The organism is Cupriavidus sp. H39 (genome assembly GCF_050271075.1).
Classification (GTDB): Bacteria; Pseudomonadota; Gammaproteobacteria; order Burkholderiales; family Burkholderiaceae; genus Cupriavidus; species Cupriavidus necator_B.
On the sequence record NZ_CP189848.1, the window covers coordinates 1610104 to 1635751 of the forward strand.

Here is a 25648-nt window from a genome sequence, read left to right on the forward strand (position 1 = left end):
CCTTGCCGGCAGCCCGCGCATTGGCGGTAAGCACCCGGGGACTTCAGGCGGCGGCTTCGGTCGCGTAGCCCATGCCGCGCGAGATCTGCAGGGCCGTGTCCTTCAGGTTCTGCAGCCAGCTGTCCTGCAGCCGGTCTGCCGGCGCCGACAGCGACAAGCCCGCCACCAGCCGGCGCGAGTCATCATAGATACCGGCGGCGATGCAGCGCACCCCCAGTTCCAGTTCTTCGTTGTCGCGGGCATAGCCATTGGTGCGGACCCAGTTGAGTTCGCGTTCCAGCTTGGCCAGGTCGGTGATCGAGGTGCGGGTGTGGCCGGCCAGTCCGGTGCGGGTGGCGTAGTTGCGCACGCGCGCTGACTCGTCGGCCGCCAGGAACAGCTTGCCCACCGAGGTCAGGTGCAGCGGGGCGCGGCCGCCGATGGCGCGCACCACCTGCATGCCCGAGCGCTCGCTGTATGCCCGCTCGATATAGACGATCTCGTCGCCCTGGCGCACCGACAGGTTGACGGTCTGGCCGGTGACGCGGTGCAGCGCGCGCATCGGCGCCAGGGCCGCGTCGCGCACCGACAGGCGCGCCTTGACCAGGTTGCCCAGCTCCAGCAGCCGCATGCCGAGCCGGTAGCTGCCGGGATCGGAGCGGTCGACAAAGCGGCAGGCGACCATGTCGTTGAGGATGCGGTGCGCGGTGGAAGGATGCAGCCCGGTGGCCAGCGACAGCTCTTTCAGGCTGACCGGGTCGGCATGCTGGGCAAGGGCGTCCAGCAGGGTCATCATGCGCTCGATGACCTGGATGGACGTCTTGCCGGGTGACTTGTCTGCGTCGGACATGGTTGGGAAAAGTAGAAATGTTGCCTTGCGGCATTTTTAAGCGTCTGCCTGATTCTATCTCGCATCGTGAAAATTTCAATAGGTGAAATGACATTACGGTAAGGAACCGGCGGTGATGTCACTGCCCCGAGTGCCGTGCATGGCACGCCAATAACCGCGCCGACGAACGCTTTGTGCGCCACCCGCGGGCGCCAAGCGCGCATAATTGCGGGGTTTTTAGGGTCTGGGAGAAGTCAACAATGCGAGTCGGTCTGTTCCACACCTGCCTGGTGGACCTGATGCGTCCGGAGATCGGTTTTTCGGTGCTCAAGCTGCTCGAAGCCGCGGGCTGCGAGGTCATGGTGCCCGAGGCGCAGACCTGCTGCGGCCAGCCCGCCTACAACTCGGGCGAACGCGCGGTGTCGCGCGACCTGGCCGAAAAATTCCTGCGCGAGTTCGAGATGTTCGACTACATCGTGGTGCCGTCGGGTAGTTGCGGCGGCATGATCCGGCACCACTACGCCGACCTGCTGCGCGACGATCCGGAACTGAACGGCCGCTACGAACGCCTGCGCGAACGGGTGTTCGAACTGACGGAGTTCCTGGCCAACGTGGCCCGGATCGAGACGCTCCCGTCGACGTTCTCGGGCCATGTCACCTACCACGATTCCTGTTCCGGCCTGCGCGAGCTCGGTGTCAAGCAGCAGCCGCGCGCTCTGCTGTCGCGCCTGCCGGGCGTGCAGCTGACAGAGATGAAGGATTGCGAGGCGTGCTGCGGTTTCGGCGGCACCTTCTCGGTCAAGTACGGCGATATTTCCACGGCCATCGTCGACGAGAAATGCGCCAACATCCACGCCAGCGGCGCCGATGCCGTGGTACTGGGCGACCTGGGCTGCATGCTCAATATCGAAGGCCGCCTGCGCCGCACCGGCGACAGCCGCACGCGCGTGCTGCATATCGCGCAGGTTCTTGCAGGCGACGCCTGAACTCGAAGACACACCCAGGAAATCGCCACGATGCAAGTCCACAGCATGGAATTCAAGGCGCGCGCCGGCCAGAAGCTGGCCGACCAGCGCCTGCAGCAGAACCTGAAAAAGCTCTCGACCAAGTTCGTCACGGCGCGCGCCGACGCGATCCGCGATATCGATTTCGACGCCACGCGCGAGGCCCTGAAAGAGCGCCGCAACCGCGCGCTGGAAAACCTCGACGTCTGGCTGGCCACGTTTGAAGAGAACGCGACCCGGCGCGGCGCCACCGTGCTGTTTGCCGAAACCACCGCCGACGCCGCGCGGCTGGTGGCCGAGATCGCGCAGAAGCACGGCGTCAAGAAGGTCATCAAGAGCAAGTCGATGGTGACCGAGGAAATGCGCCTGAACCAGGTGCTGGGCGAGATGGGCGTGCAGAGCATCGAGACCGACCTGGGCGAGTACATCCTGCAGATCAACGACTCGGAGCCGCCGTCGCACATCATTGCGCCGGTGGTGCACAAGGACAAGGACGAGATCGCCGACCTGTTCGCCAGGGTCCACCACAAGCCGCGGCTGACCGAGATCCCCGAGATGACGCGCGAGGCCCGCGAAGTGCTGCGCCCCGAATTCCTCAGCGCCGACATGGGCGTCACCGGCGGCAACTTCATCATTGCCGAGACCGGTTCGGTGGCGGTGGTGACCAACGAGGGCAATGAAGGCATGTGCACGGTGATGCCGCGCGTGCACGTCGCCGTGACCGGCATCGAGAAGGTGCTGCCGACGCTGGAAGACCTGGCTACGGTGATGCGCCTGCTGCCGCGCTCGGCCACCGGCCAGGCGATCTCGAACTACTTTTCGCTGCTGACGGGGCCGCGTGCCGAAGGCGAGCGCGACGGTCCCGAGCACATGTATTTCGTGCTGGTCGACGGTGGCCGCAGCGGCCTGATCGGCGGCGACTTCCAGGAGATGCTGCGCTGCATCCGCTGCGGCGCCTGCATGAACCACTGCCCGGTCTACCAGAAGATCGGCGGCCATGCGTACGGCTGGGTCTATCCAGGCCCGATGGGCAGCGTGCTGACGCCCAGCTACGTCGGCCTGGCCAATGCGGTGGACCTGCCGCAGGCAGCGACCATGTGCGGCGAGTGCGACCGCGTGTGCCCCGCATCAATCCCGTTGTCGGACCTGCTGCGCAAGCTGCGCGAGAAGCAGATGGAGCGTGGGCTGCGCCCGTGGCAGGAGCGCTTCGCGCTGCAGGCGTGGGGCTACGTCGCCAAACGCCCGGAACTGTATGCCTTTGCCACGCGCATCGGCGCCTGGCTGCTGGGCCGCATGGGCGGCAGCAACAAGCTGATTGCCAGCCTGCCGATGGCGGGCAAGGGCTGGACCGAAACACGCGACATGCCGGCGCCGTCGGGCCGGACCTTCCGCGAACTTTACAAGGAAAGGAGGGCGCGTTCATGAGCGCAGCCAATCACCAGGTCCTGGCGCGCATGCGCGCCGCATTGGACCAGCACCTGGCGGGCGCCAGGCCCGTGCAGGACCTCGTGCGCGAATGGCGCGATGCCGGCAGCGCACTGACGCTGCCGCCGGTCTATGGCCAGGCGATGGAAGAACTGCTGCGCCGGCTCGAGATGTCGGCGGTGTTCGCGCAGGACAGTTGCTCGTTCTCGAGTACCGCGGTGACCGATCAGTTGAGCCGCTGGCTCGACAAGGCCGCCACGGCCTGACAGTGCGGCGCGGCCCGCGCGCCGCTACCGCCTCATCATCGCCGTCAGGGTATCGGCGAACTCGAGCGACAGCCGCGACAGCGGCTCGGTCTGCACATGGAAGATCTGCACCGAGGCATTGACCTTGGTGCGTATCGGCACGGCCACGATGTTGGGCCAGTTCGCGCCGAATACCGTCATCGCATCGACCAGCGCGATTCCGGCGCCCGCCTGCGCCAGCGCGCGCGCCACATGCGCCTGCTCGACCTGCACCCGCATATCGGGCTGGTCGCCATCGTTGCCGAACATCTCGTGCACCAGCAGCGCGAATGGCACGTCGGGCCCATAGCCGATCAAATCCTCGCCGATCAGATCGGCGGGGCGCACCCACTTGCGCGCGGCGAGCCGATGCTCCACCGGCACCAGCGCGACGATCTCGTTCTTTACCAGCAGCCGCGCCTCCAGGTTCGGGTGCGTCAGCGGCATGTTGGATACCGCCAGGTCGACCTGGCCCGACAGCAGCGCACGCAACATGTTGCCAGGGATCTGCGTGCGCACCACCACGCGCACCGCGGGATGGGCCGCCCGAAAACTGGCAATCGCGCGCGGCAGCACGGTCTGCCCCAGATTGGGGCTGCAAGTGATGCGCAGGCTGCCGGTACGGTTGGCCGCCAGGTCTTCGGCGATCTCGTTGACGCGCTCGATGCCCTCGTACACCACATTCACTTCCGCCAGCAGGCGCCGCGCTTCCGGCGTGGGGTAAAGCCGTCCCTTGGCGCGCCGGAACAGCTCGAGGCCAAGGCGTTGCTCGGTGTGCGACATCAACCTGCTGATTGCCGGCTGCGACACATAGAGCAGCTTTGACGCACCGCTGATCGAGCCGGTCAGCATCACCGCGCGGAACACTTCGATCTGGCGCAGGTTCAGTTTCATGGCATTAACCTGATGTTAAGGCTGGCGGACATATAAGCATATGACAGTCAATGATGCCAAACCTACACTGGTCTCCATCGGCACACAACGACCTGGAGATAAGGAGACCCCATGAGCGACATCCACCTCACCTACCTGAACGGCAAGGACATTGCGCGGCTCGAAATGACCGACGCCGAAATTCTCGACGCGGTCGAGCAAGCGCTGGTCGCGCAGGGGAATGGCCAGACCGTGATCGAACCGCGCGTGCACCTGATGCCCGATCCCGCCTTCAACGGCCACTTCAACGTGCTGCGCGGCTACGTCGCGCCGCTGGGACTGGCGGGCGTGAAGATCGTGGGGGACTTCGTCGACAACTACAAGCTGGGACTGCCATCGGAAATGGCGATGCTGAACCTGTTCGATCCACGCACCGGCGTTCCGGTGGCGGTGATCGATGCCACCTTCATCACCGATGCGCGCACCGGTGCCCTGACCGCGCTCGGAGCCAAGCACCTGGCACGCCGCAACAGCAAGGTGCTGGGCCATATCGGCGCGCGCGGCACTTCATACTGGAACGTGCGCCTGCTGGACAGCCTCTATGACTTCGACGAAATCCGCGTGCATTCGCGGCGCCCGGAAAGCCGCAATGCGTTCGCGGCGCGGCTCGAGCGCGACCTGGGCAAGAAGATAGTCGTCACCGAAGACTGGGAATCGTGTGTGCGCGGCGCCGACATCGTGGTCGAGGCTTCGCGCCTGGAGCGCCCGACGCCTATGCTGAAGACCGAATGGATCAAGCCGGGTGCCTTTGTCGTGCCGTACGGCACCATGAGCGCGGTCGAGCTGTCGCTGACCGACATCATGACGCGGATGGTGGTGGATGACTGGGGCCAGTGCAAGGGCGGCGTGTTCGGTTCGCTGCGCGCGCACGTGGAAGCGGGCAAGCTGTCGGAACGGACGCTGTACGGCGAGCTGGGCGAGATTGTCGCGGGACGCAAGCCGGGCCGCCAGCGCGACGACGAAACCAACCTGTTCTGGCATCGCGGCCTGTCGCTGAGCGATATCGCGCTGGGCCACGCCATCCTGAAGAAGGCCGAAGCGCGCGGGCTGGGCCAAAGGCTGGTGTACGCATGATTGCCAATGCCCGCATGTACGCGGTGACCGCGCCAGCCGAGCAGGCATGGCGGGCATTGCTGGCGCACGTGTCCGGGCGTGCGGGCGTGGTGCTGCCGTACGTCGAGCATGCGGCCCCGGCGCCGGTGCGCGAACTATGGGAGCGGCCCGATCTTGGCTGCGTGTTCATGTGCGGCTACCCGTACGCCAGCGCCACCGTGACGCCGCAGTTGCTGGCCGCACCGGTGCCGGCGCTGCCGCGCTACGGCGGGCGGCCGATCTACTTTTCCGAGTTCATCGTGCGCGCCGAAGCCACCGTGCAGACGCTGGCACAGACCTTCGGCAACCGGCTGGCATGCATGCTGCCGGAGTCCAACTCCGGCTACAACGCGCCGCGCCACTATCTGATGCGGCTTGCGCCGGCCGGTACGCAGGCGCTGTACCGGCCCACCGCCGCGCCCACGCCGACGCCGCGCGCGGTGATTGGCGCCGTGCTCGCAGGCGAGGCGGAAGTCGGTGTGGTCGACAGCTATGTGATGGACCTGCTGCGCCGCTATGACCCTGTGCTGGTCGCGCAACTGAAGACGCTGGCGCTGACACCGCCCGCACCGATTCCAGTGCTGGTCGCATCGGCGGGTGCCGATCGGCAGCAGTGCATGCGCGTGCGTGCGGCATTGCAGGGCATGCATCAGGATGCGGCTGGCACCGCGCTGCTGGCCGCGTTGGAGCTGGCGCGCTTCGTCGCGGTGCAGCCGGCCGACTATGCCTGCCTGCCCGCGATGGCGCATGAAGCGGATCGCGCGAGCTTTGCGCTGACCGGTCCCGCCGCCGCTGAGCGGGGCACGGGATAGGCAACGCGTCTGACCGCACATCGGCGCTCACAAGACTGCCGGCGCGGTGGAGGAGCCATAGCCTGACAACTGCCAAATTGGGGAAACCGTCATGAAATCCGCTGCAACTGCCGCTGTAAAGCCTGTCGTGAATCCTGATATCCGGCGCCTTGCCGTGCATTGCCTGTTCGCCTGTGCGGCAGCTTGCGCGACATGGCTCCATGCGCCCTCGGCACATGCCCAGCCGCCAGCCTATCCCGCCAAGCCGGTACACCTGATCGTGCCGTTTGCCGCCGGCGGCCCGGCCGACGTGCTGGCGCGTGCGGTCGGGGAGGGCATCGCCAGGGCCACCGGCCAGAGCGTGCTGGTCGAGAACAAGGCCGGCGCCGCCGGCACCATCGGTGTCGACATGGTGGCCAAGGCAGCGTCGGACGGCTACACCATTGCGCTGGTGCCGGTCGGCAATATCGCGGTAAATCCGACGCTGATGCCGAACCTGCCCTACAAGCAGTCTGACCTGGCGCCGGTGGCGATGCTTGCCACCGCTGAAAACGTGCTGGTGGTCAATGCGGCCACGCCGGCGCGGTCGCTGGCGGAACTGCTCAAGCTGGCCGCGCAGAAGCCCGGCGAGCTGAGCTTCGCCTCACCCGGCGCCGGCAGCCAGGCGCACCTGGCTGGCGAACTGCTGCAGCTCGATGCCAACGTCAGGCTGAACCACGTGCCGTACAAGGGCGTGAGCCCGGCCATGACCGATGTGGTCGGCGGGCAAGTGACGATGATGTTCGCGCAACTGTCGGCGGCGCTGCCCTATATCCGGGCAGGCAAGCTGCGTGCCCTCGGCGTGGCCAGCGCCAAACGCTCGACGGTGCTGCCCGAGGTGCCGACGATTGCAGAGCAGGGCTTCCCGAAGTTCGAGGCGGTTTCGTGGTATGCGTTGATGGCGCCGGCAGGGACGCCGCCGGAGATCGTGCGCAAGCTCAGCCAGCATGCCGCCGCGGTGCTGGCCGATGCCGCGCTGAAGGAGAAGCTGGCGACGCTGGGAATGGATGCGGCGGGTGGCTCGCCGCAGCAGCTGTCCGCGGCCATCCAGAAGGAGAGTGTGCGGTGGGCGGGAGTGATCAAGCAGCGGCGCATCACGATCGACTAGTCGCTTGCAAACACAGGGCGCGCTCAAGCGCCAATGAGCAAAAAAAACGGGGAGCCGAAGCTCCCCATTTTTTTACGCCACGGATCTCAGCCCAGCAACAACGCATCATCATCCAGCTGCTCATGCCGCGTCTGCTCGAACATCTTGAGCAAGTCCGGCACGTCCAGGCCCTTGCGCTGGTCGCCCGAGACATCCAGCACCACCTGCCCCTGGTGCAGCATCACCGTGCGCTGGCCGTAGTCGAGCGCCTGACGCATGCTGTGCGTCACCATCATCGTGGTCAGCTTGCTTTCCTCGACGATGCGCGCGGTCAGTTCCAGCACGAACGCGGCGGTCTTCGGATCCAGCGCGGCGGTGTGCTCGTCCAGCAGCAGGATGCGCGACGGCTGCAGCGAGGCCATCAGCAGGCTCACGGCCTGGCGCTGGCCGCCGGAGAGCAGGCCGATGCGGTCGGTCAGGCGGTTTTCCAGGCCCAGGTTGAGCAGGCGCAGCTTCTCGCGGAACAGCTCACGCGATGCGCGGTTCAGCGCCGGACGGAAGCCGCGGCGGCTGCCGCGGGCCATCGCCAGGGCCATGTTTTCCTCGATCGTCAGCGCTTCGCAGGTGCCGGCCATGGGGTCCTGGAACACGCGTGCCACCAGGTGGGCGCGGTCCCAGGCCGGCTGGCGCGTGACGTCGGTGTCATCGATGGTGATGCGTCCCGCGTCGACCATCTGGTCGCCGCTGATCGCATTCAGGAAGGTCGACTTGCCGGCGCCGTTGGAGCCGATCACGGCGACGAACTGGCCGCTCGGGATGTCCAGGCTGAGGCCGCGCAGCGCGCGGGTCTCGATCGGGGTGCCCGGGTTGAAGGTGAGCTTCAGGTCTTGTGCGCGCAGCATCTCAGGCACCTCCGTTCTTGCGGGCGAACAGCTTCTTGCGCGTCGCCGGCAGCACCAGCGCGATCGTCACCAGCGCGGCGGTGACCAGATTCAGGTCCTGCGCCTTGAGGCCGATGAAGTCGCTGTTCAGCGCCAGTGCGATAAAGAAGCGGTACAGGATGGCGCCCAGCACCACGGCCAGCGTGGTCCAAATCAGCCGGCGTGCCGGCAGGATGGTTTCGCCGATGATCACCGCGGCCAGCCCGATCACGATGGTGCCGATGCCCATCGAGATATCGGCGCCGCCCTGGGTCTGCGCGAACAGCGCGCCGGCCAGTGCCACCAGTGCATTGGACAGCGCCATGCCGGCCAGCGTGGCGCGGCCGGTGGGGATGCCTTGCGAGCGGGCCATGCGCGGGTTGGCGCCGGTGGCGCGCATCGCCAGGCCCAGCTGTGAGCTGAAGAACCAGTCCAGTCCCACCTTGGCGACCACCACCACCACGAACAGCACCAGCGGGCGCAGCACGTAGTCGGGCAGCCATTCCGGCTGCAGCACGGTGAACAGCGTGGGCTCGGTGATCAGCGGCACGTTGGGCCGGCCCATGATGCGCAGGTTGATCGAGTACAGCGCAATCATCATCAGGATACTGGCGAGCAGATCCATGATCTTCAGGCGCACATTGAGCCAGCCGGTGATGAAGCCCGCCAGCGCGCCGGCTGCGATCGCCACGGCAGTGGCCACGAACGGGTCCTGGCCGGCGGCGATCAGCGTCGCGGCGACGGCGCCGCCCAGCGGAAAGCTGCCATCAACGGTCAGGTCGGGAAAGTTGAGGATGCGGAAGGAGATCAGCACCCCGAGCGCCACCAGGCTGAAGATCAGGCCGATCTCCAGGGCGCCCAGAAGAGAAAAGAGGGACATGGGGGAATCCTGTTGCAGGGGCTGGCGGCTGCCTTGGCGCCGCCTTCGGGGCGGGTGGGCCGGCACGCCCGTGTGGGGCTGCCGGCCGCCTCGCCCTGTTCTGTCCCGTCGGGCCGGATAGGCCCGATCGGACACCCGCCGTCTCGCGACGGCAGGGGGCAGTGCTGGTCTGGGCTTACTTGATGACGGTCTTGGCTTCCTTAACCAGCTCCGGCGACAGCGTGACGCCTTGCTTGGCGGCCGCGCCGGTGTTGACGAACAGTTCCAGGTTGTCGCTGGTCTGCGAGGCGATCGCGCCCGGCTTCTCGCCCTTCAGGATGCGCACCACCACCTTGCCGGTCTGGTGGCCCAGATCGCCGTAGTTGACGCCCAGTGCCGCGACGGCGCCGCGCTTGACGCTGTCGGTGTCGGCCGCGACCAGCGGGATCTTCGATTCGTTGGCGACCTTGACCAGGGCCTCGTACGCCGACACCACGTTGTTGTCGGTGTTGGTATAGATCACGTCGACCTTGCCGACCAGGCTCTTGGCGGCCGGGCCGATGTCCACGGTGCGCGGCGCGGCGGCTTCCTTGAGCGTCAGGCCTTCCTTGGCCAGCAGCGCGGTCAGTTCCTTGACCACCACCACCGAGTTGGCCTCGCCCGGGTTGTAGACCATGCCCACGGTCTTGGCCTTGGGCACCACGCGCTTGATCAGCGCGACCTGCTTGTCCAGCGGCAGCTTGTCCGACACGCCGGTCACGTTGGTGCCCGACGCCGACCAGCTCTTGACCAGCTGCGCGGCAACCGGATCGGTCACGCCGGAGTACACCACCGGCACGGTCTTGGTGGCGGCGACCACGGCCTGCGCCGACGGCGTGGCGATGGCGACGATGGCGTTGGGGTTGTCGCCGACGAACTTGCGGGCGATCTGCGCCGCGGTGCCGGTGTTGCCCTGCGCGCTCTGGTATTCCCACTTCAGGCTCTTGTCGGCGTCAAAGCCGGCCGCCTTCAGTTCGGCGCGCACGCCGTCACGGATGGCGTCCAGCGCGGGATGGTCGACGATCGACAGCACCTTGACGGTCTGGGCCTGCACGGCGCCGCCGTACAGCAATGCCAGCGCCACGGCGCCGCCCAGGATGGACTTGGTTGCTGCGAGACCCTTGATGGACTTCATTATTTGTGCTCCCCCGAAACTCGGTTCTGGATTGGATACGGCCGCGGATGGTTCGGTCCGCCGTCCTGGCGCGCGCGCCGGCTGGCGCACAGTGCCGGTCCGGGCGGGCGCGGCGGCTTCCTGCGGCGGGAGGGAGCGGGCGCGGACGCGTCGGATGCGACAGCGATAAGCCTGCGAGGATACCACTTCCCGCGCACGAAATGGACAGTCATCATGCGGAAGTGGGGCATCCGATGCTGTCAGACGGCCGCTATCCGCCATCGGGGCGCATTTTATTGCGCGGGATGCGGGATTTGCTTGTGGAATACCCCGATTGCGGTGGCCGCATCTTCATGCAATTGCGCGTTCCCGGGGCGTCGAGGTTTTCCTCAAGCCGGCCGGCTTGCGGGCGGGGCGTCGCCTGGCGGGAGCCAGGCCCTGTGGCGACCCGGCGGGCTCAGCCGCGCAGCGCCGCGGCGCACTCGCGCACCAGCGCCGGGCCGCGATAGATCAGGCCGCTGTAGACCTGCACCAGCTTGGCCCCGGCGTCGGTCTTGGCACGCGCGTCGGCACCGCCGAAGATGCCGCCCACGCCGATGATCGGCACCGCGTCGCCGACCACGCCATGCAGCGCGCGCACCACGCGGGTCGAGGCTTCAAACACCGGGCGCCCAGACAGGCCGCCGGCTTCCTCGGCATGCGGCAGGCCCTTGACCGCCTCGCGCGAGATGGTGGTGTTGGTGGCGATCACGCCGTCGATCTTGTGGCGCACCAGCGCGTCGCCGATATTGCCGATCTGGTCGGCGTCGAGGTCCGGCGCGATCTTCAGCGCCAGCGGCACGTAGCGCTTGTGCTGGTCGGCCAGGCGCTGCTGCGCGTCCTTCAGCGACGACAGCAGGCTGTCGAGCTCGCTCGCGCCTTGCAGCTGGCGCAGATTCTTGGTGTTGGGCGACGAGATATTCACCGTCACGTAGCTGGCGTGCGGATAGACCCGCTCCAGGCAGTACCGGTAGTCATCGTTGGCGCGCTCGATCGGGGTATCGGCGTTCTTGCCGATGTTCAGCCCGAGCACGCCGCCCTCGGCCTTCCAGCGCGACGCCTGCACATTGGCGACAAAGGCATCGACGCCGCCGTTGTTGAAGCCCATGCGGTTGATCAGCGCGTCCGCCTGCGGCAGCCGGAACATGCGCGGGCGCGGGTTGCCCGGCTGCGCGCGCGGCGTGACCGTGCCCACCTCGATAAAGCCGAAGCCCAGCGCGGCCAGGCCGTCGATATAGGCGCCGTCCTTGTCCAGCCCCGCGGCCAGGCCGACCGGGTTGGGAAAGCGCACCCCCATGACCGTGCGCGGATCCTCGGCGATGCGGTTGCCGATGCAGCCGCCCAGTCCCATGCGGTGGGCGCGCAGCAGGTTGTTCAGCGTGAAATGGTGGGCGTCCTCGGCATCCATCGAGAACAGGGCGGGGCGAAACAGGGGGTAGAGCGCGTTGAGCACGTGGGAAGGCGGCCGGCGGGGCGGCGCGGAAGTCGGGACCAGGGCGGCATTGTAGCGGCTGGCCGGCTTGCCAGGGCGGAGGCGCCCGCCCGTGGCCTGGCAGGCTACGCTGGCGTGGCCGGCGGCGCCGGCGTGGCGTCGTCCGCCGCTTCCGCGGCCAGGTCTTCGAATGCGTGCCAGTGGTTGCCGGTCAGTACCTGCAGCGGCCGGAAGCGCGCCTTGTACGCCATCTTGCGGCTGTCGGCGATCCAGTAGCCCAGGTAGAGGTGCGGCAGGCCCAGCGCATGGGTCTGGCGGATTTGCCACAGGATGTTGTAGGTGCCGTAGCTGGCGTTGTGCTCGAGCGGGTCGTAGAAGGTGTAGACCGACGACAGCCCGTCGTCGAGCACGTCGATCATGCTGACCATGCGCAAGCGCCCGGCCTCGGCCGAGCCGGGCGGATCGCGGAATTCCACCAGGCGCGAGTTGACGCGGCTCTGCAGCAGGAACTGCTCATACTGGTCGCGGCTGTCCTGGTCCATGCCGCCGCCGGCGTGGCGCATCGACTGGTACAGCAGGTACAGGGAATAGTGCTCTTCGACATAGGTCAGCGGCGCCACCAGCGCCTGCAGGTGCTGGTGGCGGTTCCACGCGCGGCGCTGCGAGCGGTCCGGCACGAACTGGTCGACCAGCACGCGGCACGGCGTGCAGGCGTGGCAATCGTCGCAATAGGGGCGGTAGGTGAAGATGCCGCTGCGGCGGAAGCCCGCGCGCACCAGCCGCGAATAGACATCGGCGTTGATCAGGTGCGCCGGCGTGGCCACCTGGGAGCGCGCCATGCGGCCGTCGAGATAGCTGCAAGCGTAGGGCGCCGTGGCATAGAACTGCAGCGCGGACAGCGGTAGTTCCTTCAGCTTGCTCATGACTCAGGGGGCTCCGGCGGGACGGCGCGGTGGCACGGGAGGGGGCTTTGCAAAGCGTCAGCGTGGGCACCCCGTGCCGGGATTCAGCCTGCCGGCGCGGCTGGGGTCCCGGCCCAGCGCTCCAGCACCGATTTGTCGAACCGCCACGGACTGATCGCCGGCTGTGCCGTTGCCGCGCGCACATGGGCCACGAATTCGGCGCGGGGGATGGGGCGCGCACCCAGCGAGGCCAGGTGGTCGGTTTCCTGCTGGCAGTCTATCATCGCCACGCCGTGGTTGCCGAGGAACGCGCACAGCGCCGCCAGCGCGATCTTGGACGCGTCGGTGCGGTGCGCAAACATCGATTCGCCAAAGAACATCCGCCCCAGCGCCACGCCATACAGGCCGCCGACGCGCTCGCCGCGGTACCAGCTTTCGACCGAGTGGGCCAGGCCGTTGCGGTGCAGCGTGCCGTACGCGGCAATGATGGCATCGGTGATCCAGGTGCCGTCCTGGCCCTCGCGCGGCGTGGTGGCACAGGCGCGCATCACGGCCCGGAAATCGTAGTCGACGCGGATTTCCCAGTCGGCATCGCGCAGCACGCGCCGCAGCGTCTTGCGCAGGTTGGCCGAGACGCGCAGCGCCGGCGGCGGAAGCACCATGCGCGGATCGGTGCTCCACCACAGCACCGGCTGGCCGCTCGAATACCACGGGAAGATGCCCTGGCGATACGCCAGCAGCAGCCGCTGCGGCGACAGCTCGCGGCTGGCGGCAAGCAGCCCGGGGGCCTCGGAATCAGGCCCGAGCGCGTGCTCGACCGGGGGAAACGGATCTTGCGGGTCCAGCCAGGCAATCATGCGGGCTGCGCCGGAGGGCGGTGCGCGGCAGGCCCGCCGCTCAGGGGGTGACCGTGGCCCGGCTGGTCAGCGGGCGCATGGGCTTGTCGATGTCCAGGCTGTGCAGCCGGAAGCTGCCATCCTGCAGCCGGCCGGCGGCGCGGTCGGCAAAGAAGCAGCGCAGGGTATGGATCACGGTGGGGAAGGCCAGTTCATCCCAGGGCACATCGGCTTCTTCCACCAGCTTGACTTCCAGGCTTTCCTCGCCGGGCGCAATGTCGAGGTCGTCCAGCGTGGCGAGGTAGAACAAGTGCACCTGGTGCACATGCGGCACGTTCAGGATCGAGAACAGTTCGCCGACCTGCACGCGCGCGCCGGCTTCTTCCAGCGTTTCGCGCGAAGCCGCCTGGGCGGTGGTCTCGCCGATTTCCATGAAGCCTGCGGGCAGGGTCCAGAAGCCGTAGCGGGGCTCGATCGCGCGCTTGCACAGCAGGATCTTGTCTTCCCAGACCGGGATCGCGCCGACAACGTTGCGGGGATTGACGTAGTGGATGGTGCCGCAGTTGTCGCAAATACTGCGCGGGCGGTTGTCGCCGTCAGGCACGCGCAACACGACCGCATGACCACAGTTCGAGCAGAATTTCATGAGGGGCGTCCGGGAGAATGGCGAAAGTGTATCACCCTCGCGCAGCGCACCGGCCGGCCGTTGGAGTGGTGGTGCACCATGGGCTGAATGCCGCAGCGGGCGGTGCCGCGACGCAGGGGCGGCAAAAAGCAAGGCGGCATAAAACAAAAAACCCGCCGATGGCGGGTTTGTCTGCTTTGACGGCGTCACACACAGTCATCTGTGCGGTTGGTTGCGGGGGCAGGACTTGAACCTGCGACCTTCGGGTTATGAGCCCGACGAGCTGCCAACTGCTCCACCCCGCGTCCGTCGAAGAAAAGATTATATGGCATCCACTTGCGCAATGCAACACCTGTTTAACAAAACCTGACAGTGATGCGTATTGCCGCGTGCCATAACGATTAGATCGTCGCGGTGGGGTGGAGGTTCAGATGGTTTCGGGGGTATCGCTTGTGCGCTGCCACAGCGCCGCCTCGAATTCGAAGCTGTCGCGCTGCTGCAGGTCGTCGCGTTGCCAGATGACGCGGTCGCGGCGCACGGTCAGCATCCAAGTGGTGGTGGCAAGCGGGGTCGGGTGCGAGAACGCGCGCGGCGTCAGCACCGCCCCGCAGGGCCCGTGCTGCGGATCGCGCACCGAGGTGTAGCGGATCATGCCGAGGCCAGCTTCGCGCGCGATGCGGCCGAAGGCCTGGCAGGGCTCGTGGTGATCGGGGTCGGTCCAGGCGGCGCGGTCCCGGTCGAACGGCGGCTGGTCCAGCGCCACGCCAGAGGTCTCGACACGCACTTCGAACAGCGTCTGGGCGCGTGCGTCGATGCGGGGCAGGGCCGGGCTGTCGTTAAGGAAGCGCCAGCGCCAGTAGCCGAGCTCGGCACAGGCGGTGCGGATCTCGTTGGCACCATAGAACACGCCCGGGTCCTGGCTGGCGCGGAAGCGCGAGCCCCAGGGCGAGGGCGGGTAGCGGAACGGGGTGAACAGCAGGTAGTGCAGATGGCGTGCCTCGACGGGCACGGCGGGCTTGCCTGCGTCCAGCACGGCTTCCAGTACCGCCTGCTCCTCAAGGCTGTCGACCAGCGGCATGGTCGAGACCACATGCTGGGCTTCCACCGCCCGCCACAGCGTGAGCGCGAACTGCCGGCGCTCAGATGCGACCGCGGGTGGCGTCCAGATAGTGAACGACACGGACCAGGCCTTCGGTTGTGCGGATCAGCTCAAGCGGCTTGCCGCCGAGCGCGAGGTTGTCGTGGGTCAGCCATAGCCTGGCCTGGTCGCCGTGGCCCAGGATGGCGTCGAGCGAGCGGAACAGGCGCACGAACAAGACGCCGAACTCCCACTCCTTGCGATGTGCGTCGAGCACATAGCCGCCCGACGCCATGCGCGAGACCGAGGCCGTGCTGATGCCCAGCACGCTTGCCACCATGGCCTGGCTGATGCCCAGGAAGCCGGCGGCGCGCATGACCGCCTTGGTCAGCGTGGTGCCGGGGTCGGGGCCGCCGGCGGGATCGGTTTCCGGAATCCGCCTCGATTGCATCGCCTATGCTCCTGTTTCTTCAGAAAGATTATAGGCGATGAATTTCAGAAGGGAAGGAGCTGCCCAAAGATTTAGCCGATGACGCGGCACGCGCCAGTTTCGCGGGACGCGGCTAATAGGTTTCGATATGCAGCCGTCCTTCGGCCTTCATGGTGGTTTCCAGCGCCTTCCAGTTAAGACCGGCGCTGGCGCAGACCGTTTCAAATGCGGCCAGCACGCCTTCCTCCATCCCTTTCAGCCCGCAGATATAGACATGGCCGTTGGCGTCGCCCAGCAGCGCGGCGACGCTGCCCGCGGCTGCGCGGATCGCGTCCTGGACATAGCGGCGCGGCGTGCCCGGGTCCCGCGAGAAGGCAAAGTGGATATCCAGGAAATCCCGCGGCAGCTTCAGCAGCGGACCGAAATAAGGCAGCTCAGCCGCATTGCGCGCGCCGAAGAACAGCAGCCGGCGCCCGCTGAAGTGCGCCAGGTTGCGGCGCATGCGCTCGGTCATGGCGCGCATCGGCGCCGAACCCGTGCCGGTGCAGATCATCATCACGCTGGCCTCGGCGTGGTTCGGCATCAGGAAGGTCGACCCGAACGGGCCGACCACCTGCACCGTGTCGCCCTTGGCCAGGTCGCACAGGTAGTTAGAAGCGACGCCCCGCACCGGCTTGCCGCCGTGATCCTGTTCGACCCGCTTGACCGTCAGCGCGAGGTTGTTATAGCCCGGGCGCTCGCCGTCGCGCGGGCTGGCCACCGAATACATGCGGATGTAGTGCGGCTTGCCCGCTGCATCCGTGCCCGGCGGGACGATGCCGATCGACTGGCCTTCCAGGATCGGGAAGAAGTGGGTGCCGAGATCCAGCACGATATGGTGGATGTCGCTGGAAGCATCCGCGGCGGTGAGCCGGTAGTTCCCCGCCACGGTGGCCGTCACGGGCGCGCGCACGCCATGCAGGTTCACATAGGGATGGGCGGCCGACCACGGCGCGCGCGGTGACGTATGGCGGCTGGTTTCCACGGACTGGATCGCGGCGTCGTTGTCCCCGGCGGCGGGGGCGCTGCCGGCGGAGGCTGGCGCGGATTCATCGGGGGCGTCCAGGTCCGGCAACGGCACCTCGGCCGGCAGTTCGTCCCACAGCAGCTGCGCCTCGATCGGGTAGGCCTGGCCGCGCAGCATGGTGCGCCAGTTGTCGATGGCGCCGGTGGGACACGGCGACAGGCAGGCATTGCAGCCGTTGCACACGTCGGCGCGGACCACGTAGTTGCGGTCGTCATGGGTGATGGCGTCGATCGGGCAGGTGTCTTCGCAGGTATTGCAGCGAATGCAGATTTCCGGATCGATCAGGTGCTGCTTGATGATGTCGGGGGCGCCCATGGCAATCTGGTTCGGTTCAGGTTCAGGTTCAGTTGAAGCGCACGTACTCGAAATCCATCGGCTGGCGGTTGATGCCCACCGCCGGCGGGGCGATCCAGTTGGCGTACTTGCCGGGTTCGGTGACGCGGCCCATCAGCGAGGCGACGAAGGCGCGGTCTTCGTCGGTCGCCAGCCAGTCGCGTTGGTTGGCCTGCCATTCGGCTGCCGATATCAGCTGGCCCGCGGGCGAGACATGGACATTGGCCAGCGTGCCGATCTTGCGGTTGAAGGCCTTGTGCGGCACGGTCAGCCGGAACGCGATGCCGGCCTTTTCGATGACCTTGTTCCAGCGCGCAACGCCGCCCATGCTGTCCTTGATGTAGTCGTCGCGCAGCACTTCATTGAGCGCGTTGAGCATCGGCACCTCGCGCTCGCCCAGATGGCCGTCGCGCACTTCCAGCACGCGGTAGACCTCGCCCTTGAGCACATGGTCGTCGGCGCGCTTGCCTTCCTCGAAGCGGCCCTTCAGGCCCGCGCTGTAGAAGGTGGCCGCGTTCGACGACTGGTCGGCGCCAAACAGGTCGATGGTGACGCTGTAGTGGAAGTTCAGGTAGCGCTGGATGGTGGGCAGGTCGATCACGCCGGCGGCGCGCACCTCGGCCGGGTCTTCGATGCCGCGCTCGCGCATCACCTCGCAAGTGCGCTGGATCACGCGCGATACGCCCGACTCGCCGACGAACATGTGATGCGCTTCCTCGGTCAGCATGAAGCGCGTGGTGCGCGCCAGCGGATCGAAGCCCGACTCGGCCAGCGCGCACAGCTGGAACTTGCCGTCGCGGTCGGTGAAGTAGGTGAACATGAAGAACGCCAGCCAGTCCGGCGTGCGTTCGTTGAAGGCGCCGAGGATGCGCGGGTTGTCCTGGTCGCCCGAGCGGCGCTCCAGCAGCGCCTCGGCTTCCTCGCGGCCATCGCGGCCGAAATAGCGGTGCAGCAGGTACACCATGGCCCACAGGTGGCGGCCTTCTTCCACGTTGACCTGGAACAGGTTGCGCAGGTCGTACAGGCTTGGGGCGGTCAGCCCGAGGTGGCGCTGCTGCTCGACCGAGGCCGGCTCGGTATCGCCCTGCGTCACGATGATGCGGCGCAGGTTGGCGCGGTGCTCGCCCGGTACTTCCTGCCAGGCAGGTTCGCCCTTGTGCTCGCCGAAGTGGATGCGGCGCTCGGGGTCGGCCGGCTGCAGGAAGATGCCCCAGCGATAATCCGGCATCTTGACATGGTCGAAATGCGCCCAGCCCGACGGATCGACCGACACCGCGGTGCGCAGGTATACATCGAAGTTATGCGAGCCATCGGGCCCCATGTCGCGCCACCAGTCGAGGAACGCCGGTTGCCAGTGTTCCAGCGCGCGCTGCAGCGCGCGGTCGTCGGACAGGTTGACGTTGTTCGGGATCTTCTGGCTGTAGTCGATGCTCACGGGCTGTCTCCTGTATGGTCTGGCCGGGCGTCTAGACGCGGTCCCAGTCGAAGCGGGCCTTGTTGCCGCTGCCGAAGACCTTCAGCGCGCCGTGCTCGCCGACGGCGTTGGGGCGCTGGAAGATCCAGTTCTGCCACGCGGTCAGGCGGCCGAAGATGCGCGTTTCCATGGTCTCGGCGCCGCCGAAGCGCAGGTTGGCTTCCATGCCGGTCAGCGCATCGGGCGACAGGCTGGCGCGTTCTTCCAGCGCGATGCGGATCTCGTCTTCCCAGTCGATATCGTCCGGGGCCGCGGTGATCAGGCCGAGCGAGTCGGCGCTGAGCGCGTCCAGTGGCGCGCCGATGTGGTCGCGCACGGCGCCCAGCGCGGCTTCGTCGCCGTAGAAGCGTGCGCTCAGCCGGGTTTGCCCATTGGGCATCGGGTAGTGGCCGAAGTTTAGCGCCGAAACGAACACGCGCGGCGCGTCGTCGGGCGCGTCGGGCAGGTGCAGCATATAGCTGCGGTCGGCGGCCAGCGCCAGTTCCAGCAGCGTGCCGGCAAAGCAGGAATCGGGCTCGATCAGTGCGATCAGGCTGCGCGAAGACACGTCCAACCGTGACAGCGTGCGGCGCAGCATGCCCACGGTCTCGCGCACGAACCAGTGGCCGGCGTGCGCGTCCAGCAGGGCATCGGCCGCCAGCACCGCGGCCGGGTCGCCATCGGTCTTCAGCACCCAGATGCCGATGTCGAGATGGTTGGTGCGCAGCGCCAGGATGGCGTCGTCGAGTTCGCGCGCCATCTTCAGCGGCCACCATTGCGCGCCCGCCGCGACCACGCCGGCAAGATCGGCGGGCTGGTGCTTGTCCGGCCCGAACACGGTCAGCGTGGCCTTGCGCGCGGCGGCATCGATATGCACGCGTACGGTCTCGTAGCGATAGCCGTCCGGCTCCACGGCGCGCGACAGCGGCGTCAGCGTGATGCCGTGGTGGCCCTGGGGGCGGTCGCTGCCTGCCGCCAGCGCCGCGGCGCGCTCGGCGATGTATTCGGCGAAGCGCGCCGGCTTGACCACCTCGTCGACCAGCTTCCAGTCTTTGGCGCGCTGGCCGCGCACGCCTTCGGTGGTGGTGCAGAAGATATCGGCGTGGTCGCGGCGCACATGGCGCTTGTCGGTCACGCGCGTGAGGCCGCCGGTGCCCGGCAGCACACCCAGCAGCGGCACCTCGGGCAGGCTTACGGCGGAGGAGCGGTCGTCGACCAGCACGATCTCGTCGCACGCCAGCGCCAGTTCATAGCCGCCGCCGGCGGTGGTGCCGTTGCAGGCGGCGATGAACTTCAGCCCCGAGTGCCGGCTGGCGTCCTCGATGGCATTGCGGGTCTCGTTGGTGAACTTGCAGAAGTTGACCTTCCACGCATGTGAGGACTGCCCCAGCATGAAGATATTGGCGCCCGAGCAGAAGATGCGCTCGCGCGCGCTGGTCAGCACCACGGTGCGGACCTCGGGGTGCTCGAAGCGGATCCGCTGCAGCGCGTCGTGCAGTTCGATGTCGACGCCGAGGTCGTAGGAATTGAGCTTCAGCGCATAGCCCGGGCGCAGGCCGCCTTCTTCATCGACATCCATCGCCAGCGTGGCGACGGGGCCGTTGAAACTCAGCTTCCAGTGGCGGTACTGGTCCGGATGGCGCTCGAACGTGACAGGCGCGGGGGCGTCTGCCTGGCCGGGGCGTTGCGGGGCGATTGCCGGCGTGGACATGGCTGTCTCCTGAGTGCACTATAGTGCCTTGCGGCTTTTGATGAAATATAGTGCATGGAGACGGCGGGTGCAACGTCTTTGTCAGCGGGCCGGCAGGCGTGGCCGCCCGCGCGGGCGGCATCAGGCGCCGGCGGCCTGCAGCTGGGCGCGCAGTTGCTGCAGCGAGGTGGCGGCGTCCTGGCCGCTGGTGTCGATCGACAGGTCGGCGCGGTCATACAGCGGCGCGCGCGCCTGCAGGATGCGGCGCAGGTCGGCCATGGCCTCGCGGTTGCCTTCCATCGGCCGCATGTCGCCCTGGGCCACCACGCGCGCCATGTGTTCTTCCGGCGAGGTGCGCACCCAGATGGTGTAGCACTGGGCCAGCAGCAGGTTGAAGGTGGCCGGTTCCGATACCAGGCTGCCAGGGGTGGCCAGCACCACGCGGTCATGTTCGCGCAGGGTCCGCTCCAGCGCGCGCATTTCATAGCGGCGATAGGCGGCCTGCCCGTACAGCGAGTGGATCTCGGACAGGCTGGCGCCCGCTTCCTGCTCGATCACGGCATTCAGTTCGACGAAGGGTACGTCGCGCACGGCCGCGAGCGCGCGTCCGAGCGTCGATTTGCCGGCGCCGCGCAGGCCGATCAGCGCGATGCGGCGGTGGCGCGCATCGCCGGATTCCGCCGGCGCCAGCGCATGGCGGCAGGCTTCGCGCACGCGCGCCATGTCCCCCGCCGGCAGCTGCGCCAGCCATTGCACCATCTGCGCGAACTCGGACGCCTGCTGGCCGTTGAGGCTGTCCACTTCGGCCAGCACCACCGGCAGCGGCACGTCCAGCGCGCGCGCCACCTGCCGCAGCAGCAGCACCGAGGCGTTGCCGGTGCCGGTTTCGAGGTTGGCAAGATAGCGTTCGGAGACCGCTGCGCCGCGCGCCAGGTCCTTGCGCGACATGCCGCGCGAGGCGCGCAGCGAACGGATGCGTTCGCCCAGCTGGGTCAGGTAGGGGTCGCGTTCAGCGTTGGCAGCGGCCGCGGGAGGCGTGTCGGCCTCGTCGGCGCTGGTGGCAGGCAGCGGGGCGGAATCGCGGCGCATGGTGTCGGTCGGTTGGTGCGGCCAAAAAACAAGGGCGCATTATACGGTCAGCGCGGTGGGCCAAGTGGTGCCGAAGGCGGCTCCCCCCGGCAACCCTGTCCTATAGTGCATTCCCTTGGTTGCATAATAGTTGATGTGAAATAAAATGCATCAACAAGCGGATCCCGGCTGCAACCCGGCCGGCACCGAGAACAGCGACTGGCCTGGCGCCGGCGCGTGCCTGCCGGCCAGCGGCGGGCCGCGGCGCGCGACACCAAGGAGTGCAGACATGACGCCCCCGAACCCCGCCGCCGGCACCCCCAGTGCCATTGCGGCGCTGCCGTCACGCTATAACGCCGCCGACGACCTGTTGTCGCGCAATCTCGCGGCGGGCCGTGGCGGCAAGACCGCTTATCTCGACGACACCGCTGCGCTGACCTACGCCGAGCTCGACGACCGTGCCCGCCGCTTTGCCGGCGCACTGCGGGCGGCAGGTTTTCGCCAGGAAGAGCGGGTGCTGGTGTGCGCGCTCGATACCATCGATTTTCCGGTCGTGTTCCTCGGCTGCCTGCTCGCGGGGGTGGTGCCGGTGGCGGTCAATACCTTGCTGACCGCTGACGACTACGCCTACATGCTGGGCCACAGCGGCGCCCGCGCGGTGGTGGTGTCGGAGCCGCTGCTGCCGGTGATGAGGGCCGCGATCGACCAGAGCGGACTGTCCCCGACCGTGATCCAGGCGGCCCCGCACGCGGACGCCGCGCCGTCGTGCAGCGTCGGCGCGATGTTGGCGCGCACGCGCACGCCTGTGCCCGCGGCCAGCACAGGGCCCGACGACATGGCGTTCTGGCTGTACTCGTCCGGCTCCACCGGCCGGCCCAAGGGGACCGTGCATACCCATGCCAACCTGTTCCATACCGCCGACCTCTATGCGCGGCAAGTGCTGGGCATCCGCGAGGACGACGTAGTGTTCTCCGCCGCCAAGCTGTTCTTCGCCTATGGGCTGGGCAATGCGCTGACCTTCCCGATGTCGGTCGGTGCCACCACCGTGCTGATGGCCGAGCGGCCCACGCCCGCCGCCGTGTTCAGGCGCCTGCGCGAGCGCAAGCCGACGGTGTTCTGCGGCGTGCCGACGCTGTTCGCCGGCATGCTGGCCGCGCCCGACCTGCCGCCGCGCGCCGAGGTGGCGCTGCGCGTGTGCACCTCCGCCGGCGAGGCGCTGCCGCGCGATATCGGCGAACGCTTCCGCGCGCATTTCGGCTGCGACATCCTCGACGGCATCGGCTCCACCGAGATGCTGCATATCTTCCTGTCGAACCGGCCCGGTGCGGTGCGATACGGCACCACCGGCGTGCCGGTCCCCGGCTATGAGCTCAAGCTGCTCGACGAGCAAGGCGAGCCGTGCGCGGAGGGCGAGATCGGCGACCTTTACATCAAGGGCCCCAGCGCCGCGCTGATGTACTGGTGCAACCGCGACAAGAGCCGCGAGACCTTTGTCGGCGCGTGGACGCGCAGCGGCGACAAGTACCTGCGCGATGCGGACGGGTACTACACCTACGCCGGCCGCAGCGATGACATGCTGAAGGTGGGTGGCATCTACGTCTCGCCGTTCGAGGTCGAGGCCGCGTTGGCACAGCACCCGGCCGTGCTCGAAGCCGCGGTGATCGGCGTGACCGATGCCGATGAACTGGTCAAGCCGAAGGCGTTCGTGGTGCTGCGCCCCGGCCAGCAATGGCACGAGGGCATGGCGGCAGAACTGCAGGCTTTCATCAAGTCGCGCCTGGCGCCGTACAAGTATCCGCGCCAGATCGAATGCGTGCCCGAGTTGCCCAAGACCGCCACCGGCAAGATCCAGCGCTTCCGGCTGCGCCAGCGCGAGCAGGCCGCGCGCGCCTGAAGCGCAATTCCCCTGAACCGATGCAAGCAGACAAGTTATCCATGCCCAGCAGCCTGGTCGAGATACCGTTCGACAACCGCCATATCCAGATCGAGTACCAGTGGCTGCGCGCTGAGCGCGCGCAGCGCCCGCTGGTGGTGTTCCTGCACGAGGGCCTGGGTTCGGTCAGCATGTGGCGGGACTTTCCGCAGGCTTTTTGCGAGGCCGGCGATTACCGCGGGCTGGTGTTTTCCCGTTACGGCTATGGGCGCTCCACGCCGCGGCCGCACGACGAGAAGTGGCGCCCCGATTTCATGCACCGGCAGGCGCGCGAGGCGCTGCCCGCGCTGTTCGATGCGCTCGAGATCGGACCCGGCCGCGCGCGCGGCACGCCATGGCTGCTCGGCCACAGCGATGGCGCTTCGATCGCGCTGATCCATGCCGCCAGCTTTCCGCGCGCGGTGGCCGGCATCACCGTGCTGGCACCGCATATCGTGGTCGAAGACCTGTCGGTGCGCAGCATCGCGGCGACGCGCCAGGCCTACCTGGAGACCGACCTGCGCGAGCGGCTGGCGCGCCATCATGCGGATGTCGATTCCGCCTTCTGGGGCTGGAACGATATCTGGCTCGATCCGGAGTTCCGCCGCTGGGACCTGCGGCCGCTGCTGCCAGCGCTGCAGTGCCCGGTGCTGGCGGTGCAGGGCGAGGACGACGAGTACGGCACCATGGCGCAGATCGAGGGTATCCATCGATATGCCCCCCAGACCACCTTGCTTAAACTCGCGCGATGCGGACATTCGCCCCACCGCGATCAAAAAGAGCCGTTGACGCTGGCCGCGGTTCGGCATATAAACGCATATACTTCAAACCTAAAATAATTCGGCTTCCCGCCGATTGCGCAGGGGTTCCCGGTGCCGGATGCGCCGGCGGTCCGTGGCAAGGGCAGGGGTGACCGGCAACGGTCCAGCGAGCCAACCGGCTTGACCACCAGGAGACACCATGCGTCGCTTCCCCTCGCGCAGGCTTGCGCCTGCCTGCCTTGCCGTCGCCACCGTCTTTGCCATGGCCGGCGCTGCCGCGCAGCCCGCGGCGCCCGCAGCCGGCGCGCCCGCCGGCGGCAAGATCAAGGTCGGCTTCATGCTGCCGTACACCGGCACCTATGCCGCGCTGGGCAACGCCATCGAGAATGGCTTCCGCATGTACGTGCAGCAGCAGGGCGGCAGGCTGGGCGGGCGCGAGATCGAATACTTCAAGGTCGACGATGAGTCCGATCCGGCCAAGGCGCCGGAGAATGCCACCAAGCTGGTCAAGCGCGACCAGGTCGACGTGGTGGTCGGCACGGTGCATTCAGGCGTGCAGATGGGCATCGTCAAGGTGGCCAAGGAAAACAACACGCTGCTGATCATTCCCAATGCCGGCGTCGACGAGGCCACCGGGCCGCTGTGCGGGCCCAACATCTTCCGCACCTCGTTCTCGAACTGGCAGCCGGGCTATGCGATGGGGCAGGTGCTGGGCGAGCGCGGCCTGAAGAAGGTGGTGACGCTGACCTGGAAATACGCTGCCGGCGAGCAGTCGGTCAAGGGCTTCAAGGAAGCGTTCGAGGCCAAGGGCGGCAAGGTGGTGAAAGAGCTGAGCCTGCCGTTTCCCAATGTCGAGTTCCAGGCGCTGATCACCGAAGTGGCGTCGCTCAAGCCCGATGCCGTGTTCGTGTTCTTTGCCGGCGGCGGTGCGGTCAAGTTCGTCAAGGACTGGGCCGCGGCAGGGCTGAAGGACAAGATCCCGCTGTATGGATCCGGCTTCCTGACCGACGGCACGCTCGAGGCACAAGGCAACGCCGCGCAGGGGCTGGAAACCACGCTGCATTATGCCGACGGCCTGACCAACCCGCGCGACAAGAACTTCCGCCTGGACTACGCCAAGGCCTACAAGCTGCAGCCCGACGTGTACGCGGTGCAGGGCTACGATGCCGCCCAGCTGCTTGCCGCCGGCGCAGCCGCGGTGAAGGGCGACATGACGCGCAAGGCCGACCTCTACAAGGCCATGGGCGGCGCCAGGATCGACAGCCCGCGCGGGGCATTCACGCTGTCCAAGGCGCACAACCCGGTGCAGGATTTCTACCTGCGCAAGGTGGACGGGCGCGAGAACAAGGTCAGCGCGGTGGCGGTGAAGGCGCTGGCTGACCCGGCGCGCGGGTGCAGGCTGTAAAGGTTTCAATACCCGCGGGTTGGCTCCCCTCTCCCGCTTGCGGGAGAGGGGCAGGGGGTGAGGGCACGCGGGTCAATGGCTGAGGTCGGTGTTGCAAAGCCATTGGCCCCGTTTGGTGTGACGCCTTGCTAAACCACCCCTCACCCCGACCCTCTCCCCATGCGGGGAAAGGGAGAACACCTTGCTAAGGCAAGTTCCGGCGGCCTTGGCGCACCCAAAACCG

The 25648-nt window shown here is 67.5% G+C and carries 24 protein-coding genes and 1 tRNA gene; 9 read left to right on the plus strand and 16 right to left on the minus strand.

Going from position 1 to position 25648, the window contains the following annotated elements; genetic code table 11:
- Positions 1–43 precede the first annotated feature (43 nt).
- Entirely contained in the window at positions 44–829 is a 786-nt protein-coding gene (locus ACOCMH_RS22925) for an IclR family transcriptional regulator (RefSeq protein ID WP_427313149.1), read from the minus strand.
- 239 nt (positions 830–1068) lie between these two features.
- Between ACOCMH_RS22925 and ACOCMH_RS22930 the strand changes: the two genes are divergently transcribed.
- Genes ACOCMH_RS22930 through ACOCMH_RS22940 form a run of 3 tightly spaced genes read left to right on the plus strand, consistent with a single transcriptional unit; the run spans position 1069 to position 3503 of the window.
- A complete protein-coding gene (locus ACOCMH_RS22930; RefSeq protein ID WP_427313150.1) occupies positions 1069–1794 on the plus strand; it encodes a (Fe-S)-binding protein in 726 nt (241 codons plus the stop codon).
- Positions 1795–1824: 30 nt separating this feature from the next.
- A complete protein-coding gene (locus tag ACOCMH_RS22935; RefSeq protein WP_427313151.1) occupies positions 1825–3237 on the plus strand; it encodes a LutB/LldF family L-lactate oxidation iron-sulfur protein in 1413 nt (470 codons plus the stop codon).
- A complete protein-coding gene (locus ACOCMH_RS22940) occupies positions 3234–3503 on the plus strand; it encodes a hypothetical protein (protein ID WP_427313152.1) in 270 nt (89 codons plus the stop codon). Before ACOCMH_RS22935 ends, ACOCMH_RS22940 begins: the two co-directional genes overlap by 4 nt.
- 24 nt (positions 3504–3527) lie before the next feature.
- On the opposite strand, the gene ACOCMH_RS22945 is transcribed toward ACOCMH_RS22940, so the two are convergent.
- A complete protein-coding gene (locus ACOCMH_RS22945) occupies positions 3528–4415 on the minus strand; it encodes a LysR substrate-binding domain-containing protein (protein ID WP_427313153.1) in 888 nt (295 codons plus the stop codon).
- A 111-nt stretch (positions 4416–4526) separates the two neighbouring features.
- On the opposite strand from ACOCMH_RS22945, the gene ACOCMH_RS22950 reads away from it, so the two are divergent.
- The 3 genes from ACOCMH_RS22950 to ACOCMH_RS22960 all read left to right on the plus strand — a co-directional run bounded on the left by ACOCMH_RS22950 (position 4527) and on the right by ACOCMH_RS22960 (position 7484).
- Positions 4527–5528 carry an ornithine cyclodeaminase family protein gene (locus ACOCMH_RS22950; protein WP_427313154.1) on the plus strand — a complete coding sequence of 334 codons (1002 nt, stop codon included), beginning with the start codon at positions 4527–4529 and terminating at the stop codon, positions 5526–5528.
- Positions 5525–6358 (plus strand): phosphate/phosphite/phosphonate ABC transporter substrate-binding protein, encoded by an 834-nt coding sequence (locus ACOCMH_RS22955; RefSeq protein ID WP_427313155.1) that lies wholly within the window; start codon positions 5525–5527, stop codon positions 6356–6358. Before ACOCMH_RS22950 ends, ACOCMH_RS22955 begins: the two co-directional genes overlap by 4 nt.
- 127 nt (positions 6359–6485) lie before the next feature.
- Positions 6486–7484 (plus strand): tripartite tricarboxylate transporter substrate binding protein, encoded by a 999-nt coding sequence (locus ACOCMH_RS22960; protein WP_427313156.1) that lies wholly within the window; start codon positions 6486–6488, stop codon positions 7482–7484.
- Positions 7485–7570: 86 nt separating this feature from the next.
- Here the strand turns inward: ACOCMH_RS22960 and ACOCMH_RS22965 are convergent, their stop codons facing one another.
- The 14 genes from ACOCMH_RS22965 to ACOCMH_RS23030 all read right to left on the minus strand — a co-directional run bounded on the left by ACOCMH_RS22965 (position 7571) and on the right by ACOCMH_RS23030 (position 21368).
- Positions 7571–8365: an ABC transporter ATP-binding protein gene (locus tag ACOCMH_RS22965; protein WP_427313157.1), complete on the minus strand. Its 795-nt coding sequence runs from the start codon at positions 8363–8365 to the stop codon at positions 7571–7573.
- Position 8366: 1 nt separating this feature from the next.
- Positions 8367–9263, minus strand: coding sequence for an ABC transporter permease (locus ACOCMH_RS22970; protein ID WP_427313158.1), 897 nt, complete (start codon positions 9261–9263; stop codon positions 8367–8369).
- A gap of 175 nt (positions 9264–9438) precedes the next feature.
- Positions 9439–10416 carry an ABC transporter substrate-binding protein gene (locus ACOCMH_RS22975; RefSeq protein ID WP_427313159.1) on the minus strand — a complete coding sequence of 326 codons (978 nt, stop codon included), beginning with the start codon at positions 10414–10416 and terminating at the stop codon, positions 9439–9441.
- A 436-nt stretch (positions 10417–10852) separates the two neighbouring features.
- Positions 10853–11887, minus strand: a complete 1035-nt coding sequence (locus ACOCMH_RS22980; RefSeq protein WP_427313160.1) for a quinone-dependent dihydroorotate dehydrogenase — start codon at positions 11885–11887, stop codon at positions 10853–10855.
- Positions 11888–11991: 104 nt separating this feature from the next.
- Positions 11992–12789, minus strand: coding sequence for an arginyltransferase (locus ACOCMH_RS22985; RefSeq protein WP_427313161.1), 798 nt, complete (start codon positions 12787–12789; stop codon positions 11992–11994).
- Between the two features lie 83 nt (positions 12790–12872).
- On the minus strand, positions 12873–13625 hold the full coding sequence (gene aat / locus ACOCMH_RS22990) for a leucyl/phenylalanyl-tRNA--protein transferase (RefSeq protein ID WP_171514711.1): 753 nt from the start codon (positions 13623–13625) through the stop codon (positions 12873–12875).
- Positions 13626–13665: 40 nt separating this feature from the next.
- Complete coding sequence (locus ACOCMH_RS22995; protein WP_427313163.1) at positions 13666–14250, minus strand: NUDIX hydrolase; 585 nt, start codon at positions 14248–14250, stop codon at positions 13666–13668.
- 208 nt (positions 14251–14458) lie between these two features.
- Positions 14459–14534: transfer RNA gene (locus ACOCMH_RS23000), tRNA-Met, on the minus strand.
- 122 nt (positions 14535–14656) lie between these two features.
- On the minus strand, positions 14657–15409 hold the full coding sequence (locus tag ACOCMH_RS23005; RefSeq protein ID WP_427313165.1) for an RES family NAD+ phosphorylase: 753 nt from the start codon (positions 15407–15409) through the stop codon (positions 14657–14659).
- Positions 15369–15758: an MbcA/ParS/Xre antitoxin family protein gene (locus ACOCMH_RS23010; RefSeq protein ID WP_018004354.1), complete on the minus strand. Its 390-nt coding sequence runs from the start codon at positions 15756–15758 to the stop codon at positions 15369–15371. Before ACOCMH_RS23010 ends, ACOCMH_RS23005 begins: the two co-directional genes overlap by 41 nt.
- A gap of 112 nt (positions 15759–15870) precedes the next feature.
- On the minus strand, positions 15871–17118 hold the full coding sequence (boxA, locus tag ACOCMH_RS23015) for a benzoyl-CoA 2,3-epoxidase subunit BoxA (protein ID WP_427313166.1): 1248 nt from the start codon (positions 17116–17118) through the stop codon (positions 15871–15873).
- A gap of 28 nt (positions 17119–17146) precedes the next feature.
- Entirely contained in the window at positions 17147–18571 is a 1425-nt protein-coding gene (gene boxB, locus ACOCMH_RS23020) for a benzoyl-CoA 2,3-epoxidase subunit BoxB (RefSeq protein WP_427313167.1), read from the minus strand.
- Between the two features lie 31 nt (positions 18572–18602).
- On the minus strand, positions 18603–20300 hold the full coding sequence (gene boxC / locus ACOCMH_RS23025) for a 2,3-epoxybenzoyl-CoA dihydrolase (protein WP_427313168.1): 1698 nt from the start codon (positions 20298–20300) through the stop codon (positions 18603–18605).
- Positions 20301–20420: 120 nt separating this feature from the next.
- On the minus strand, positions 20421–21368 hold the full coding sequence (locus tag ACOCMH_RS23030) for a helix-turn-helix transcriptional regulator (protein ID WP_427313169.1): 948 nt from the start codon (positions 21366–21368) through the stop codon (positions 20421–20423).
- Between the two features lie 268 nt (positions 21369–21636).
- Between ACOCMH_RS23030 and ACOCMH_RS23035 the strand changes: the two genes are divergently transcribed.
- The 3 genes from ACOCMH_RS23035 (at position 21637) to ACOCMH_RS23045 (ending at position 25425) form a co-directional block, all read left to right on the plus strand.
- Positions 21637–23241, plus strand: a complete 1605-nt coding sequence (locus tag ACOCMH_RS23035) for a benzoate-CoA ligase family protein (RefSeq protein WP_427313170.1) — start codon at positions 21637–21639, stop codon at positions 23239–23241.
- Between the two features lie 41 nt (positions 23242–23282).
- Positions 23283–24098 carry an alpha/beta fold hydrolase gene (locus ACOCMH_RS23040; RefSeq protein WP_427313171.1) on the plus strand — a complete coding sequence of 272 codons (816 nt, stop codon included), beginning with the start codon at positions 23283–23285 and terminating at the stop codon, positions 24096–24098.
- 121 nt (positions 24099–24219) lie between these two features.
- Positions 24220–25425 (plus strand): ABC transporter substrate-binding protein, encoded by a 1206-nt coding sequence (locus tag ACOCMH_RS23045; RefSeq protein WP_427313172.1) that lies wholly within the window; start codon positions 24220–24222, stop codon positions 25423–25425.
- Positions 25426–25648: the final 223 nt, after the last annotated feature.

What these genes read in the sequence shown, in the direction of transcription:
- ACOCMH_RS22935 (WP_427313151.1), top strand. Translation starts at nt 1,825, where the DNA reads ATGCAAGTCCACAGCATGGAATTCAAGGCGCGCGCCGGCCAGAAGCTG.
- ACOCMH_RS23040 (WP_427313171.1), top strand. Translation starts at nt 23,283, where the DNA reads ATGCCCAGCAGCCTGGTCGAGATACCGTTCGACAACCGCCATATCCAG.
- boxC (WP_427313168.1), bottom strand. Translation starts at nt 20,300, where the DNA reads ATGTCCACGCCGGCAATCGCCCCGCAACGCCCCGGCCAGGCAGACGCC.
- aat (WP_171514711.1), bottom strand. Translation starts at nt 13,625, where the DNA reads ATGATTGCCTGGCTGGACCCGCAAGATCCGTTTCCCCCGGTCGAGCAC.
- boxA (WP_427313166.1), bottom strand. Translation starts at nt 17,118, where the DNA reads ATGGGCGCCCCCGACATCATCAAGCAGCACCTGATCGATCCGGAAATC.
- ACOCMH_RS22995 (WP_427313163.1), bottom strand. Translation starts at nt 14,250, where the DNA reads ATGAAATTCTGCTCGAACTGTGGTCATGCGGTCGTGTTGCGCGTGCCT.
- ACOCMH_RS23035 (WP_427313170.1), top strand. Translation starts at nt 21,637, where the DNA reads ATGACGCCCCCGAACCCCGCCGCCGGCACCCCCAGTGCCATTGCGGCG.
- ACOCMH_RS22945 (WP_427313153.1), bottom strand. Translation starts at nt 4,415, where the DNA reads ATGAAACTGAACCTGCGCCAGATCGAAGTGTTCCGCGCGGTGATGCTG.
- ACOCMH_RS22925 (WP_427313149.1), bottom strand. Translation starts at nt 829, where the DNA reads ATGTCCGACGCAGACAAGTCACCCGGCAAGACGTCCATCCAGGTCATC.
- ACOCMH_RS22965 (WP_427313157.1), bottom strand. Translation starts at nt 8,365, where the DNA reads ATGCTGCGCGCACAAGACCTGAAGCTCACCTTCAACCCGGGCACCCCG.
- ACOCMH_RS22950 (WP_427313154.1), top strand. Translation starts at nt 4,527, where the DNA reads ATGAGCGACATCCACCTCACCTACCTGAACGGCAAGGACATTGCGCGG.
- ACOCMH_RS22975 (WP_427313159.1), bottom strand. Translation starts at nt 10,416, where the DNA reads ATGAAGTCCATCAAGGGTCTCGCAGCAACCAAGTCCATCCTGGGCGGC.
- ACOCMH_RS23010 (WP_018004354.1), bottom strand. Translation starts at nt 15,758, where the DNA reads ATGCAATCGAGGCGGATTCCGGAAACCGATCCCGCCGGCGGCCCCGAC.
- ACOCMH_RS22985 (WP_427313161.1), bottom strand. Translation starts at nt 12,789, where the DNA reads ATGAGCAAGCTGAAGGAACTACCGCTGTCCGCGCTGCAGTTCTATGCC.
- ACOCMH_RS22970 (WP_427313158.1), bottom strand. Translation starts at nt 9,263, where the DNA reads ATGTCCCTCTTTTCTCTTCTGGGCGCCCTGGAGATCGGCCTGATCTTC.
- ACOCMH_RS22930 (WP_427313150.1), top strand. Translation starts at nt 1,069, where the DNA reads ATGCGAGTCGGTCTGTTCCACACCTGCCTGGTGGACCTGATGCGTCCG.
- ACOCMH_RS23030 (WP_427313169.1), bottom strand. Translation starts at nt 21,368, where the DNA reads ATGCGCCGCGATTCCGCCCCGCTGCCTGCCACCAGCGCCGACGAGGCC.
- ACOCMH_RS22940 (WP_427313152.1), top strand. Translation starts at nt 3,234, where the DNA reads ATGAGCGCAGCCAATCACCAGGTCCTGGCGCGCATGCGCGCCGCATTG.
- ACOCMH_RS23045 (WP_427313172.1), top strand. Translation starts at nt 24,220, where the DNA reads ATGCGTCGCTTCCCCTCGCGCAGGCTTGCGCCTGCCTGCCTTGCCGTC.
- ACOCMH_RS22955 (WP_427313155.1), top strand. Translation starts at nt 5,525, where the DNA reads ATGATTGCCAATGCCCGCATGTACGCGGTGACCGCGCCAGCCGAGCAG.